We start from the raw sequence: 13,459 nt of genomic DNA on the forward strand, positions 1-13,459 counted from the left end.
GGAAAGTTGATGCGCCAAATCTGGAAGTCCTTTCGAGCGCTTTATTTTGCCTCGTTGATGATGTTGATCGGCTCGGGTCTGCTGAGCACTTATCTGGCCCTGCGCCTGGCCGCCGATCAGGTTGACAGCCTGTGGGTTGGTGCGTTGATGGCTGCCAACTATTTCGGTCTGGTACTGGGCGGCAAGATCGGTCACCGCCTGATCGGCCGTGTCGGGCATATTCGCGCCTACGCCACCTGTGCCGGCATCGTCGGTGCGGCAGTGCTCGGGCATGGCCTGATCAGCTGGTTACCCGCCTGGCTGGTGCTGAGGGTGATCGTCGGTCTGGGCATGATGTGCCAATACATGGTCATCGAGAGCTGGCTGAACGAGCAGGCGGCCGCCAAACAGCGCGGCATGGTCTTCAGCGGTTACATGATTGCATCCTATCTGGGGCTAGTGCTGGGTCAGCTAGTGCTGGTGGTGCACCCGCAACTGGGGCCTGAGCTGCTGATGCTGGTAGCGCTGTGTTTCGCACTGTGCCTGGTGCCGGTCGCCATGACCCGCGCGATTCACCCGGCACCGCTGCATCCGGCGCCACTGGAGCCGCGCTTCTTCATGAAGCGTGTGCCGCAGTCGCTGACGGCGGTACTGGGCGCCGGTCTGATCATCGGTTCGTTCTATGGTCTGGCACCGGTCTACGCCGCCGAGCAGGGGCTGTCCACCGAGCAGGTCGGTCTATTCATGGGCTGCTGCATTCTGGCCGGGTTTCTGGTGCAGTGGCCGTTGGGCCTGCTGTCCGACCGCTATGACCGTTCCGTGCTGATGCGCATCTTTGCCGCGGCACTGGTGGTGGCGTCGTTACCGCTGGCGGTGTTTCCCAGCGTGCCCGTCGAGGTGCTGTTCGGTGTCGGTTTTCTGGCTTCGCTGATGCAGTTCTGCCTCTATCCGCTGGCAGTGGCCTTCGCCAATGACCACGTCGAGGCCGAGCGCCGAGTGTCGCTGACGGCCATGTTGCTCATGACCTACGGGATTGGCGCCAGTATCGGTCCGTTGGCCGCGGGTGTGGTGATGAAGCTGTTCGGCGGGCACATGCTGTATGCGTTCGTCTGTGGCGCTGGTGTGATTCTGGTACTGCTGATCAGGCCCAAGGCGGTCACTCACTTGCACCAGGTCGAAAACGCACCGCTGCACCACGTTGCGATGCCGGACAGTATGTCCAGTTCGCCACTGGTGGTTGCACTTGACCCGCGTGTCGACGAGCAGGTGGTTCAGGAACAGATGCAGGCAACCGTTGAGCCAGAGCCAGAGCCGGAGCCGGATTCCGAGGTCGTGTCCGAAGCAGAGGTCGATACGGAAAGCGAGGTTCTGGTTCAGGCCGAGCCGGCTGCCGAGGCGGAAACGGCTGAAGCCGATGAGCATGAACGCGAGCGTGAAAGCGAGACTTGGAAGGCCTGACGAGTAGCGCAGGGCAGTGGACGATTGCGGCAGCAATGCCGCAATCGCCGGGGATTCAGCTGAATGTCAGAAGTCGTCGTCTTTGTCGAAGCGTCGTGCTTCGCGCTGTAACTGATAGACGAAACGTTCGACCTGACGCTGCACCAGCCCACTCATGTTGTGGAAGCGCACGCCGGCAAAGGTGGTGTTGAATCGTTCTTCGAAATGCAGATGGCGCAACTCGACAGGCGCTGTCATGGCACCGAAAGGCAGCTTGGCAACGAAACGCTCGTATACCTGGCCCAATTGCATGCGATCAGACACGTCGCCCTCGAAGCGCAACTTGCAACCGGTGGCAGAAATGTCCAGCAGCTTGCCGGCCAGCGTGAATTTCAGGCGGTCACCGCCAATTTCGACGTCGACCAGTTGTGCCAGCTTCAGCGCGGCACGAAATGCGTTGCGCCGCTGGTGATAGACCACTTCCTCAGGCATCGGGCCGCGGTACATGCGTTGACCGTCGGTGCTGAGGATGTCCATCTGCGCAGTACTTTCCCAGGCAATCCGCACGCCGTCGTGAAAGCCTTCGACACGGAAGGATTCGCCGTTGCTCAGAAAACGTTCGCCATCGCGGGGGATCATTTCGTCGAGGGCCATGACGTTGTTGTCACGGTCGACTTCAAGCAGATAACTCTGAAAGCGCTGGGGACGCTCATGAAAGGTAATGATCAGAGGATCATGACTCTCGAGTAGCAGCCGCAGGTTAGCGGCAATTTCCAAAGGTGTATTGAGAACCTTCGGGGGCTGCGGAGCATCGTCCGCGCTTGAGCCATTCACGTTCTTGAATCTCCAGGCAAAATACTACGGCAACGCAACAGCAGGCATTCTGCCACTATACACGATACCTTGATACAGGAAGTTACGCCTGACTCAGAGGGCGTGGTTTTGCTCTAAGCGCAGTCGACCCGCGACTGTCATAGAGTGTAGGCGTATCGCCACCGTTCAAGATGCGAAGCTGGTGAGCGGTACTGACCTGTTGCATCTGGATCAGACTACCATTGCGCTCGTTGAGCGTCTGGCATTCATTGATCAACGTATTCAGTTCGTCGGCGGCCAGCAGCAATTGCTCACCGATATCCGACTGGCTGGCCAATTGCTGGAGACCACTGCGATTGGCTGGCAGCCCCATGCCCGCAAGCACCTGGCTACGTTTGCGACCGTGCTGGTCGAGAAGAATGACCAGCGCCTGTTTCTGCGCCAGCACCTGCTCCATCTCGCCCATGTCGCGGCCGTGAAGAATCAGTGATTCGGCCTGCAACAACTCTAGAAGCTGTCGGGCCGAAACCATGTCGTCAGTGATCATCTGCAGCAAAGTAGTGTCTTGCATCGCATGCTCTGGTTTTTAAGCGTCCAGAATATCCAGCGCCAGCCTTCGCTTAGCGTTGGGTTTCGAAATTCAACAGTTTGCTGGCGACACGGTTGCTGTCCACTGTGTAACTACCGTCGGCGATGGCCTGTTTGAGCTCGGCAACGCGAGCACTGTTGACGGTTGGCAGATCGGTCAGCTTGTCCGTGATTTTTTGCAACTGTTGAGCCTCACTGCTCAAGGAAAAAGTTTCCCCGGTGCTTTTGACACCTGCGGTGACGGCAGGGGCTGGGGCATCGGTTTTGGCGGTGTCTTTACTGGCGCTGGTGCGTGAAGCACCGGCAACAGACTGTGAGTTGTTAAGGCGACTGAAATCTATGACCATGATTGAAAAAACCTCTGGGTGTTTGGACGCTTGCCTTGTTTTCGGCCAACCCCCATCAAACTTTAGGCTGATTGTGAGAAAGCTTCCCAATAGACGACATTTGCCGTCGGGCATTCCCCGCAGTCTAAAAAAAACACACCCTTCGCGCCACCATCAATGCACTACATAGCGACTTCCACCTGCCCTGGGCCGGTGACACTTGCTTTGATCACCCGCTGGGAATTGAGGTTTTTCACCCGTATCTGTTCGTTGAAGCCTCCATCGGACATCGCTTCGCCGGGCATGCGCACCGCCAGCGAGCCGCTGCGAGCGATGATCACCACCTGATCGCCCTTGTGAACCATTTGTGGCTGCTCAAGCGCCACCGGGGTAATGACCTGGTCGATGACCATCTGTCGGACAACCTTCTGACCGACCGCCTGATCCAGCGACGCCAGGAAACCCTGACCCAGGCTGCTGACATCCCGCTCGCGCATCGCGACGTCTTCTTCGGTGACGATCGCGTCACGCTTGAGCGGGCGCATCACGGTAACGACGTTGCGATACAGCAGGACCTGGGCGGGCACAAACACCGTCCAGGGCGAAGAACCTTCGCAGCGCACCCGCACGGTAACCCGGCCAACCGGGCGCGGACTTTCCAGTGTGGCTGTCAAATCCTTGTCGCAGGCACCCATCCTTAAACGCGGGTCGAGTTGCTTGACCTGTATCTCATGACGCCCGTCAATCTGGTTGGTTGCCAAATAGTCTTCTACTGTGAACTCAAGAAACCCTTGGGTGACGCCGATAAGCTGCTCAGGCAGTGTGAAATTCTCGGCACGAGCGAGGGTCACCGTGCTGGAAAGGCACAGCAGGGCGATTGCGCACAGAAGCCTGCGGGTTTCTAATGCGAGGTGTCGAGAAATTGTCGTCTTTGCGTTCATGAAGTAATAAATAGCAAAGCCCGTGCCGCTTGTTGATCTGGTGTCTGGGCGGCGGTCATTTTGTAAGGGGGTTCGGCATGGCAGGTGTAATGGATTCGGTAAACCAGCGAACTCAGCTGGTGGGTCAGAATCGCCTGGAGCTGCTCTTGTTCCGTCTCGACGGCAAGCAGCTCTATGGGATCAACGTCTTCAAGGTAAAAGAAGTACTGCAATGCCCGAAACTCACCATCATGCCCAAATCGAGCAAGATCGTTCGGGGCGTGGCCAATATTCGTGGCGGCACGATCCCGATCATGGATCTGGCAATGGCGACAGGTTCCACGGGGATGATTTCGCTGGTTAATTCCTTCGTCATCATTACCGAGTACAACACCAAGGTTCAGGGCTTTCTGGTGCATTCTGTCGAACGCATCGTCAACATGAACTGGGAAGAGATTCATCCACCACCCAAGGGCACCGGACGCGATCATTACCTGACCGCCGTTACCCGGGTTGATAACCAGCTGGTGGAAATCATCGACGTCGAGAAAATTCTCGCCGAAGTCGCGCCAGTGTCCGAAGAGATCTCGGTCGGTGTCATTGACGCCGAGGTTCAGCACAAGGCTGTCTCCCTGCGCGTGCTGACGGTCGACGACTCTTCGGTGGCCCGCAAGCAGGTGAGTCGCTGCCTGGAAACCGTCGGGGTGGAAGTCGTAGCGCTCAACGATGGTCGTCAGGCGCTGGATTACCTGCTCAAGATGGTCGCAGAAGGCAAAAAACCTGAAGAAGAGTTCCTGATGATGATCTCCGACATTGAAATGCCGGAGATGGATGGCTATACCCTTACCGCAGCAATACGTAATGATCCACGCATGCAGAAGATGCACATCACTTTGCATACCTCGCTGTCAGGGGTATTCAACCAGGCGATGGTCAAGAAAGTCGGCGCGGATGATTTTCTCGCGAAATTCCGGCCTGATGATCTGGCGGCCAGGGTCGTTGCGCGGATCAAGGCAGCAGAATAACCAGCCGGGGGCGTCGTCCCCGGTGATTCACATGATTTGAGAGGCGGCACTTTGTCTACGGGTAATTTGGATTTTGATCAGTTCCGGGTATTTCTGGAAAAAGCCTGTGGCATCCTGCTTGGGGAAAACAAGCAGTACCTGGTGTCCAGCCGCCTCAACAAATTGATGGAGCAGCAAAGCATCAAGTCGCTTGGCGAGTTGGTCCAGCGCATTCAGACCCAGCCGCGCAGTGGTTTGCGCGAGCAGGTGGTCGATGCGATGACCACCAACGAAACCTTGTGGTTTCGCGATACCTATCCGTTCGAAGTACTGAAGAACAAGGTGCTGCCCGAGCAGATCAAGGCCAGCCCTGGTCAGCGACTGCGCATCTGGTCGGCCGCCTGTTCGTCGGGTCAGGAACCGTATTCGCTGTCGATGTCCATCGATGAGTTCGAGCGAGCCAATCAGGGGCAGCTCAAATCGGGCGTACAGATCGTCGCAACCGATCTGTCGGGCTTGATGCTCAATAACTGCAAGACCGGCGAATACGACAGTCTGGCCATCGGCCGCGGCCTGTCGCCGGATCGTCTGCAGCGCTTTTTTGACGTAAAAAGCCCGGGCCGCTGGGTGGTCAAGGCGCCGATCAAGAGTCGCGTGGAATTCCGCTCGTTCAACCTGCTCGACAGCTACGCCTCGCTGGGCAAGTTCGACATCGTTTTCTGCCGTAACGTATTGATCTACTTCTCGGCCGAAGTGAAGAAAGACATCCTGCTGCGTATCCACGGCACGCTCAAGCCAGGCGGCTACCTGTTTCTGGGGGCTTCCGAAGCGCTCAATGGTTTGCCGGATCACTACCAGATGGTTCAGTGCAGCCCCGGGATCATCTATAAGGCCAAGTGACGATCTGTCAGTTGCCTGTCATGAAAAAAGAGACCTTCGGGTCTCTTTTTTTGTGCGCGGCCGAAAACAGCTCTGATCGTCTGCCCATCGGTTTCATGTTTGCGTACTGCTGCCGCTCACCAGTTTTGCAAAAGCGTTGGCGGCAGCGCTCTGGTAGCCGTTTTTACGCCGCAGCAGCGCAACCGTCCGCCCAGGCAGGGCAGGGATGGTCTGAACTTCGCGCAATCCAGGCTGCTCGCGAACGATGGCATCGGGAAGAATGGTCGCCATGCGACCCTGGGCGACGACCTTGAGCAAAATGGCAATCGAGTTCGCCTCAAGGCCGACCGTCGGCTTGAAGTTGTGCATCTGGCACCAGGCATCCAGCAACTGGCGAGTGGCGAATCCGGGGGCGAGCAAGGCAAAGCGAAGTGTTTGCAGGTCCTCAAGTGTCAATGCGGCCTGCTTTTCGGGCCCAGGCTTGGCCATGACCAGGCACAGTTGTTCATCGAACAGAGGCTGGCTGTCTATCTCGACAGCATGACTGCCGGCAAAGCCGATGGCCAGATCGAGCGCGTCACTGATCAATGCCTCGGTAATCTGCTCCAGAGGCAGCTCCGTGAGGATGATTGCCACTCCCGGATACAGCGCACTGAAGCGGTCGATCAGCGGTGCTATCAGGTATTCACTGAAGGTGGGCGTGACGCCGAGGCGCAATTGTCCGCGTGACAGATCGCTGACATCGTCGAGCGCACGCTTCCCGGCCTCCAGCTCAAGCAGGCAGCGACGCGCGTGGTCCAGATACACGCGGCCGGCATCGGTCGGCACGACACTGCGGCGGGTGCGGTCGAACAGCTGCACGCCCAGACTGCTTTCCAGTTGCCTGATCTGCTGCGACAACGCCGGTTGCGAGACATGCAGGGCCTCGGCTGCACGGGTGAAATTGCCATGGTCGGCGACTGCCAGCAAATAACGTATATGGCGTAACAGCACAGCATCACCATAAGTCAGGATTATGGTGATGATCATAAATCAGTCTTGGATCTTATGGTGATAGTCGTCGATGCTGTGATTGACGTGAATTCATTCCGGAGGCTTACCTATGCCGCACAGCAATATTTCCAGAGCGCCGCGCCAGCATCTGACTGAACGTGTGTTGCAGGCCAAGACTGCAAAGAACCTGACCTGGGCGGGGCTCGCAGAAGGTACGGGGTTGAGCGTGGTGTATGTCACCGCTGCGTTGCTTGGTCAGCACCCTCTGCCGGAAGCGGTGGCCGAGGTAGTCGCCGAGCGTCTCGGGCTGGACCGGGACGCGGTCGCCGAACTGCAAACCATCCCTTTGCGCGGCAATGTCGAAGACGTCTCCAGTGATCCGACCATCTATCGCTTCCACGAAATGGTTCAGGTCTACGGCACAACGCTGAAAGCATTGGTGCACGAGCAGTTCGGCGACGGCATCATCAGCGCAATCAACTTCAAGCTCGACATCAAGAAAGTCGACGATCCGGAAGGGGGCGAGCGAGCCGTGATCACCCTCGATGGAAAATTCCTGCCCTACAAACCGTTCTGAGGACGCCGAGATGAGTGATAAAGGAAGACCGCCATTGCCACCCTTCACCCTGGAGACTGCAGTCCAGAAAGTCCGTGGCGCCGAGGATGGCTGGAATTCGCGCGATGCGGCGAAAGTCGCGCTGGCCTACACCGAAGACACCTACTGGCGTAACCGCAGCGAGTTCATCAATGGCCGCGCAGAGGCTCAGGCCTTTCTGGAACGCAAGTGGCGCAAGGAACTGGACTACCGGCTGATCAAGGAGCTCTGGGCATTCACGGATAACCGCATCGCCGTGCGTTATGCCTATGAATGGCATGACGACTCCGGCAACTGGTTCCGTTCGTATGGCAATGAAAACTGGGAGTTCGCAGCAAACGGCCTCATGCAACGGCGCTTTGCCTGCATCAACGATTCGCCGATCGCCGAGTCCGAGCGCAAATACCATTGGCCGCTGGGGCGCCGACCGGATGATCACCCGGGGTTGAGTGAGCTGGGTCTCTGATCAATCGTCAAAGGGACCTTCGGGTCTCTTTTTTATTGGGTGTCTGATTGAGGCAATGATTAAGGGCCGCCATTGCGAGGCGGCAATCCGGTACTGGCAAAAAAACGGCACCCACCTTGCCGCTTTACCCCTCCACAGCGGAAATGCCTTGCCGCTTTTCTGGCATTGCCGCCTCGCCGTCGCCTGCAGACCCTGCAAACATTGGCTTTTACAACATGGCACGCCGATTGCTTTGTCAGTAACAACAGAATCAGGTCAACCGGCAAAGGTTTCCCGAAATGAGCATCAGCTTCGATAAAGCGCTAGGCATACATGAAAAGGCTCTGAACTTCCGGGCTCAGCGTGCAGAGGTGTTGGCCAACAACATCTCCAACGCCGACACCCCGAATTTCAAGGCTCGCGATCTGGACTTCTCTTCGGTGCTGGCTGCCGAAAACGACAAGGTCCAGAACGGTCACTTCGCGCTGAACAAGACCAACAGCCGCCATATCGAAGCCGAGGGCATGGGCAATGACGACGGGACGCTGATGTATCGCACGCCGTCGCAGCCTTCGCTGGACCAGAACACCGTTGATTCCCAGGTCGAGCAGGCCAGCTACACCGAGAACGCCATGGGCTTCCAGGCCAGCTTCACATTGCTCAACAGCAAGTTCAAGGGGCTGGTTGCAGCCCTTCGCGGAGAATAATTCATGTCACTAGCCAATGTGTTCAACATTGCCGGTAGCGCCATGAGTGCCCAGACCACGCGTCTGAACACCACGGCCAGTAACATCGCCAACGCCGAGACCGTGTCTTCGAGCATGGACCAGACCTATCGCGCCCGTCACCCGGTGTTCGCCACCGTGATGCAGGGCCAGCAGTCCACAGGTGGTTCGCTGTTCCAGGACCAGGGTGAAGCCGGGCAGGGCGTTCAGGTCAACGGCATCATCGAAGACAGCTCGAACCTGGAAGCACGTTACGAGCCCAATCATCCTTCCGCTGACAAGGACGGGTATGTCTATTACCCCAACGTCAATGTCGTGGAAGAAATGGCCGACATGATTTCTGCCAGCCGGTCTTTCCAGACCAATGCAGAAATCATGAACACCGCTAAATCCATGATGCAGAAGGTTCTGACCCTCGGTCAGTGATAGAAGGCGAAAGTTATGGCCGTTGATAACACCTCAGCAACCAGCGTCTCATCGACGTTTCTGAATACGCTGCAGAACCCGACACCGACCAAGACGGACTCTACCGGCACGTTGGGCAAGGATTCGTTCCTGCAACTGCTGGTCACGCAGATGAAGAACCAGAACCCTCTGGACCCGCAGGACAATACGCAGTTCGTGGCGCAACTGGCGCAGTTCAGCAGCCTTGAAAGCATGCAGAACCTGACGTCGACGGTGGACACGATCGCCAGCAGCTACAAGTCGTCGCAGGCCTTGCAGGCCTCTTCACTGGTCGGCCGCTCGGTGATCATTGATGCGAGCAGTACTTCGGTCGATACCACCAAAGGCCTGACCGGTTCGATCGTGGTGCCGAGCGAGAGCTCGCTAACGACTGTCAAGGTGTACGACGCGCAATCGAATCTGGTCGACAGTGTCGACCTGGGCACGCAAAAAGCCGGTACTACCAGCTTTGCCTGGGACGGTACGGACTCAAGCGGTACCCAGCTGCCATCGGGCACTTACAGCTTCAAGGCTGAAGGCTCGGTCGAAGGCAAGAACACACAGTTTTCAACTTACCTGCCCGCCACGGTCAACAGTGTCACGCTGGGTGTCAATGGCGCAGAAACAACGCTTAACCTGGCCAGCGGCAGTGTTGCCCTGTCCAAAGTTCAAACTATCGGATTGTAGAGCCGCTACGGCGCAGGAGTGAAACATGTCTTTCAATATCGGCCTTAGTGGGCTCTATGCTGCAAACAAAAGTCTCGACGTTACCGGCAACAACATTGCCAACGTCGCGACAACCGGTTTCAAATCGTCACGTGCCGAGTTCGCTGATCAATATGCTCAGTCGATTCGCGGTACTTCAGGCAATACCAGCGTCGGCAGTGGCGTGACAACCGCTGCGGTTTCCCAGCAGTTCTCCCAGGGCAGCCTGACCACCGGAACAGCCAACAGTCTGGACCTTGCCATCAATGGCGACGGGTTCTTCATGATGAGCAATAACGGCGAGAAGCTGTATACCCGTGCCGGTGCATTCCACACCGACAAGGAAGGCTACGTCGTCAATAGCAGCAACATGAAGCTGCAGGGTTACAACGTTGACGCCAATGGCGCTGTGGTGACCGGCGCGCTCAGCGATCTGCGTGTGAACGCGTCCAACCTGGACCCCAAGGCGACGACCACGATCACCAACTCCGCCAACCTGAACTCGACGACTGCGTTGCCGACCGTTGCGACGTTCGATGCGACCGATACCAATAGCTACAACGTCAAATACAGCACCCCGACTTACGACACTCAGGGTAATGCTCACACCCTGGATCAGTATTTCGTCAAGACCGGCACCAACACCTGGTCGATGTATTCCCTGATGGACGGGCGCAGCATTTCCGATCCGACGTCCACCGCGCCGGACAAGAATGACCTGACATTCGATTCTTCGGGCAACCTGGTAACCACCGCCGGCGGCGCCGTTCCTACTGGCAGCGCCAACATCAAGTTCAACGCTGACGGTACATTCGCCGTGAGCAACTGGGTACCTGGTGTGCAGGTCGGTACTGGCACAACAGCCACCTGGGCAGCCAACGGCGCGACGGGCGCAGCTTCGATCAAGCTGGACATGTCGACCACTACCCAGACCGCTTCGGTATCCGGTCTGCTCAAGCAGGATCAGAATGGCTACGCCACTGGCCAGCTGAGCGGCATGAACGTTGACTCCAGCGGCAACCTGTTCGCCACTTATACCAACGGCAAGTCGCAGGTGATCGGTCAGACTTCGCTGACCAGCTTTGCCAACGTGCAGGGTCTGGCGCAGGCCGGCGGCACCAACTGGCGTGAAACGTTCGCTTCCGGCGTACCGGTGAGCGGCGCTCCACAGTCGGGTACCTTGGGTTACATCACCGGTCAGGCGCTGGAAGAATCCAACGTCGACCTGACCATGGAACTGGTTAACCTGATCAAGGCGCAGAGCAACTATCAGGCTAACGCCAAGACCATTTCCACCCAAAGCACTATCATGCAGACCACTATTCAGATGACGTAACACGCGTTGTTTGATACGTGTTGAAAGAGCCCCTGTAAAAAGGGGCTTTTTTATGGGTGTCTGCAAAGTATTTTGTTATGTTTTTTTTAGTACTGAAAGTTACGGATGACTCCCGCATCCTACTTGGAAACTTCCTACGCACGATGATGTGAGAATAAAACTCCTCTATGAATTGCCTTTACGGCAAGGGAGTTCTCATGTCATTCAATACAGCGATCAGCGGTATTCATGCTGCCAATAAACGACTGGAAGTAGCGGGTAACAATATTGCCAACGTCGGCACCCTGGGGTTCAAGTCGTCTCGTGCGCAGTTTTCTGCTTTATATGCGTCCGCACAGTTGGGGGCCGGGCAGCACGCCGTCGGGGATGGCGTACGACTTGCTTCGGTGCAGCAGAATTTCAATCAGGGTGAAACGGTGATCAGTTCCGGCAATGCGCTGGATATGCGTATTCAGGGCAACGGTTTTTTCGTGGTCAGTGATCAGGGTTCACTGGCCTATACGCGGGCTGGCGCCTTTTTGAAGGACGCTGCGAACTTTGTCGTCGACAGCGATGGCGGGCGCTTGCAGGGTTACGCCGCAAACGACAAGGGCGAGATTGCCAGTGGCATCCGCACGGACTTGCAGATCGATACGTCCAACGTCGGTGCCAGGGCCACGACCACGGTGGCTGAAACTATCAATCTGGATGCCTCGCTGCCTTCGCTTGCTCGCTTGCCGACCTTTGACCCGGACGACCCCGCGACCTACACACGGGTTGCCACCCGGACCATCCAGGATGTGGGCATCACTCCGGTGCCCGCAGCCAATCATGAGCTCAAGCAGTATTTCGTCAAGACCGAGGCCAATCAGTGGTCGATGTATGTACTGGTGGACGGGCGCAATCCGGTGGATCCCGACAGCGTAGCGCCGCTGCAGGTAAGCCTCGAGCTGAAGCCTGACGGTTCCCTGTCGTACAGCGGCAATGATCAGCATCTGCGCAAAGTTTCAGACACCGAGTTTGCCTTGCAGGGTTGGGTGCCTGCCGCGCAGATCAATGGCGCCTGGGCGGCGAATGGCTCCCTGAATGGCGGAGCTGTTTCGTTGCCGTTGAACGACGCCGGGGCCAGTCTGCTCGACCCGGGCGATACGGTCATGCATCGGCCGGTTCCGGACTTCAATCCCGCAGATCTGAACACTTACAGCAGGATGTTCGGTAACCAGATCTTTGACAGTCAGGGCAACACCCATGAGCTGAAACAGTATTTCGTGAAAGACGGCACCAACAGCTGGCGCCTGCACGTGCTGATCGACGATCGAAATCCGCAGAACCCCGGTTCCAGGGCGCCGCTGACGGCGAACATTGTTTTCGATTCCCATGGCGCTGTCGCGTCGTTGACCGGCAGTCCGGGCCTGAGCAGCAACGGCGATCAGCTGAAACTCACGGGCTGGTCGCCGGTGATGGCGGTTGATCCTGGCACCAGTCGCGAGCGCTGGATACCCAACGGGGCGGCTGGCAGTGCTGACGGCATCACCATCGACTTCACCCATCTGCTTCAGCACAACGCTGCCAGTTCGCGCTCCGCCGCATACGTGGATGGCCATTCGGCAGGGGAGTTGAAAAGCCTCGACGTCGGCCGGGACGGCATTCTGCGTGCCGGGTTTACCAATGGCATGACCAAGCCCATCGGTCAGGTGATGCTCGCCAGTTTCGCCAATCCGCATGGCTTGCAGCCGCGTAGCGATACACGCTGGACCGCCACTGCTGATTCCGGAGTGGCTGAATATGATGTGCCGGGCGTCGGCACGCTGGGCAGCATCGTCAGTGGCGCGCTGGAGGGGTCGAACGTCGTGCTGGCCGATGAGCTGATTGCGCTGATCCAGGCCCAGACGGCCTATCAGGCCAACTCCAAGGCGATATCCACCGAAGTGACGCTGATGCAGACGCTGATTCAATCGACCTGATCAGATCGAGCAGTCGGCTTTGATGAAGTGGCCTTTCAAGCGTTTCCAGCCTGGGCCTGGGCTGGCCTGGGCGCAGACGATCCGGCTGTCGCCCTGCCATTTGTAATAGCGGGCGGGAGCGGCCTGGGAGAGCAGGGCAAAGGTCATCAGGCTCGCGCTCGCGATACCGATGATGCACGCACGAAAAGGCATGACGGTTCCCGGTCAGGGTTGCGGTGTCGGCAAGATTATCACTGTCGATCCGGTTCTCGGCGCAGTTCGATGAAGTTTTTTTGGCGGTGTTTCCTGCCTGGCAGGCGGCAGGCGGCAGTCCACCGCCGCTATTGG

Annotated in this window: 16 protein-coding genes; 10 read left to right on the plus strand and 6 right to left on the minus strand. The window is 57.6% G+C overall.

The genetic code is table 11. From position 1 onward, the window contains the following. Positions 1 to 9: 9 nt before the first annotated feature. On the plus strand, positions 10 to 1,437 hold the full coding sequence (locus tag P406_RS21725; protein ID WP_046237345.1) for an MFS transporter: 1,428 nt from the start codon (positions 10 to 12) through the stop codon (positions 1,435 to 1,437). A gap of 66 nt (positions 1,438 to 1,503) precedes the next feature. Here P406_RS21725 and P406_RS21730 read toward each other — a convergent pair whose 3' ends face one another. The 4 genes from P406_RS21730 to flgA form a co-directional block, all read right to left on the minus strand. Next, positions 1,504 to 2,250: a flagellar brake protein gene (locus P406_RS21730; protein WP_003404320.1), complete on the minus strand. Its 747-nt coding sequence runs from the start codon at positions 2,248 to 2,250 to the stop codon at positions 1,504 to 1,506. 82 nt (positions 2,251 to 2,332) lie between these two features. Continuing rightward, the gene (locus P406_RS21735) at positions 2,333 to 2,800 is read right to left on the minus strand and encodes a flagella synthesis protein FlgN (RefSeq protein ID WP_003316769.1); all 468 of its coding nucleotides are present in this window, start codon (positions 2,798 to 2,800) and stop codon (positions 2,333 to 2,335) included. Between the two features lie 49 nt (positions 2,801 to 2,849). Then, positions 2,850 to 3,164 (minus strand): flagellar biosynthesis anti-sigma factor FlgM, encoded by a 315-nt coding sequence (gene flgM, locus P406_RS21740; RefSeq protein ID WP_003404324.1) that lies wholly within the window; start codon positions 3,162 to 3,164, stop codon positions 2,850 to 2,852. A gap of 161 nt (positions 3,165 to 3,325) precedes the next feature. Continuing rightward, the gene (flgA, locus tag P406_RS21745; protein ID WP_003417867.1) at positions 3,326 to 4,084 is read right to left on the minus strand and encodes a flagellar basal body P-ring formation chaperone FlgA; all 759 of its coding nucleotides are present in this window, start codon (positions 4,082 to 4,084) and stop codon (positions 3,326 to 3,328) included. Between the two features lie 77 nt (positions 4,085 to 4,161). Between flgA and P406_RS21750 the strand changes: the two genes are divergently transcribed. Both P406_RS21750 and cheR read left to right on the plus strand, forming a co-directional pair. After that, positions 4,162 to 5,088, plus strand: a complete 927-nt coding sequence (locus P406_RS21750; RefSeq protein ID WP_003316772.1) for a chemotaxis protein CheV — start codon at positions 4,162 to 4,164, stop codon at positions 5,086 to 5,088. 51 nt (positions 5,089 to 5,139) lie between these two features. After that, positions 5,140 to 5,967: a protein-glutamate O-methyltransferase CheR gene (gene cheR, locus P406_RS21755; RefSeq protein WP_003347319.1), complete on the plus strand. Its 828-nt coding sequence runs from the start codon at positions 5,140 to 5,142 to the stop codon at positions 5,965 to 5,967. A 93-nt stretch (positions 5,968 to 6,060) separates the two neighbouring features. Here the strand turns inward: cheR and cynR are convergent, their stop codons facing one another. Beyond that, positions 6,061 to 6,975: a transcriptional regulator CynR gene (cynR, locus tag P406_RS21760; RefSeq protein WP_046237346.1), complete on the minus strand. Its 915-nt coding sequence runs from the start codon at positions 6,973 to 6,975 to the stop codon at positions 6,061 to 6,063. A 73-nt stretch (positions 6,976 to 7,048) separates the two neighbouring features. On the opposite strand from cynR, the gene cynS reads away from it, so the two are divergent. From cynS to P406_RS21795, 7 genes are all read left to right on the plus strand, one after another. Beyond that, positions 7,049 to 7,516, plus strand: a complete 468-nt coding sequence (gene cynS, locus P406_RS21765; protein ID WP_003391308.1) for a cyanase — start codon at positions 7,049 to 7,051, stop codon at positions 7,514 to 7,516. A gap of 10 nt (positions 7,517 to 7,526) precedes the next feature. Beyond that, on the plus strand, positions 7,527 to 8,000 hold the full coding sequence (locus P406_RS21770) for a nuclear transport factor 2 family protein (protein WP_046237347.1): 474 nt from the start codon (positions 7,527 to 7,529) through the stop codon (positions 7,998 to 8,000). Between the two features lie 278 nt (positions 8,001 to 8,278). Further along, the gene (flgB, locus tag P406_RS21775) at positions 8,279 to 8,686 is read left to right on the plus strand and encodes a flagellar basal body rod protein FlgB (protein WP_003370068.1); all 408 of its coding nucleotides are present in this window, start codon (positions 8,279 to 8,281) and stop codon (positions 8,684 to 8,686) included. A 3-nt stretch (positions 8,687 to 8,689) separates the two neighbouring features. Continuing rightward, the gene (gene flgC / locus P406_RS21780) at positions 8,690 to 9,130 is read left to right on the plus strand and encodes a flagellar basal body rod protein FlgC (RefSeq protein WP_002554316.1); all 441 of its coding nucleotides are present in this window, start codon (positions 8,690 to 8,692) and stop codon (positions 9,128 to 9,130) included. 15 nt (positions 9,131 to 9,145) lie between these two features. Beyond that, positions 9,146 to 9,835: a flagellar hook assembly protein FlgD gene (gene flgD / locus P406_RS21785; RefSeq protein ID WP_003412461.1), complete on the plus strand. Its 690-nt coding sequence runs from the start codon at positions 9,146 to 9,148 to the stop codon at positions 9,833 to 9,835. A gap of 25 nt (positions 9,836 to 9,860) precedes the next feature. Then, the gene (gene flgE, locus P406_RS21790; protein ID WP_046237348.1) at positions 9,861 to 11,189 is read left to right on the plus strand and encodes a flagellar hook protein FlgE; all 1,329 of its coding nucleotides are present in this window, start codon (positions 9,861 to 9,863) and stop codon (positions 11,187 to 11,189) included. 197 nt (positions 11,190 to 11,386) lie between these two features. After that, positions 11,387 to 13,132 (plus strand): flagellar hook protein FlgE, encoded by a 1,746-nt coding sequence (locus P406_RS21795; protein ID WP_046237349.1) that lies wholly within the window; start codon positions 11,387 to 11,389, stop codon positions 13,130 to 13,132. On the opposite strand, the gene P406_RS29475 is transcribed toward P406_RS21795, so the two are convergent. Continuing rightward, positions 13,133 to 13,324, minus strand: coding sequence for a hypothetical protein (locus P406_RS29475; RefSeq protein WP_032699181.1), 192 nt, complete (start codon positions 13,322 to 13,324; stop codon positions 13,133 to 13,135). Positions 13,325 to 13,459: the final 135 nt, after the last annotated feature.

Origin of the sequence: Pseudomonas syringae pv. coryli str. NCPPB 4273 (genome assembly GCF_000972175.1) — a bacterium.
GTDB classification, from domain to species: domain Bacteria; phylum Pseudomonadota; class Gammaproteobacteria; order Pseudomonadales; family Pseudomonadaceae; genus Aquipseudomonas; species Aquipseudomonas syringae.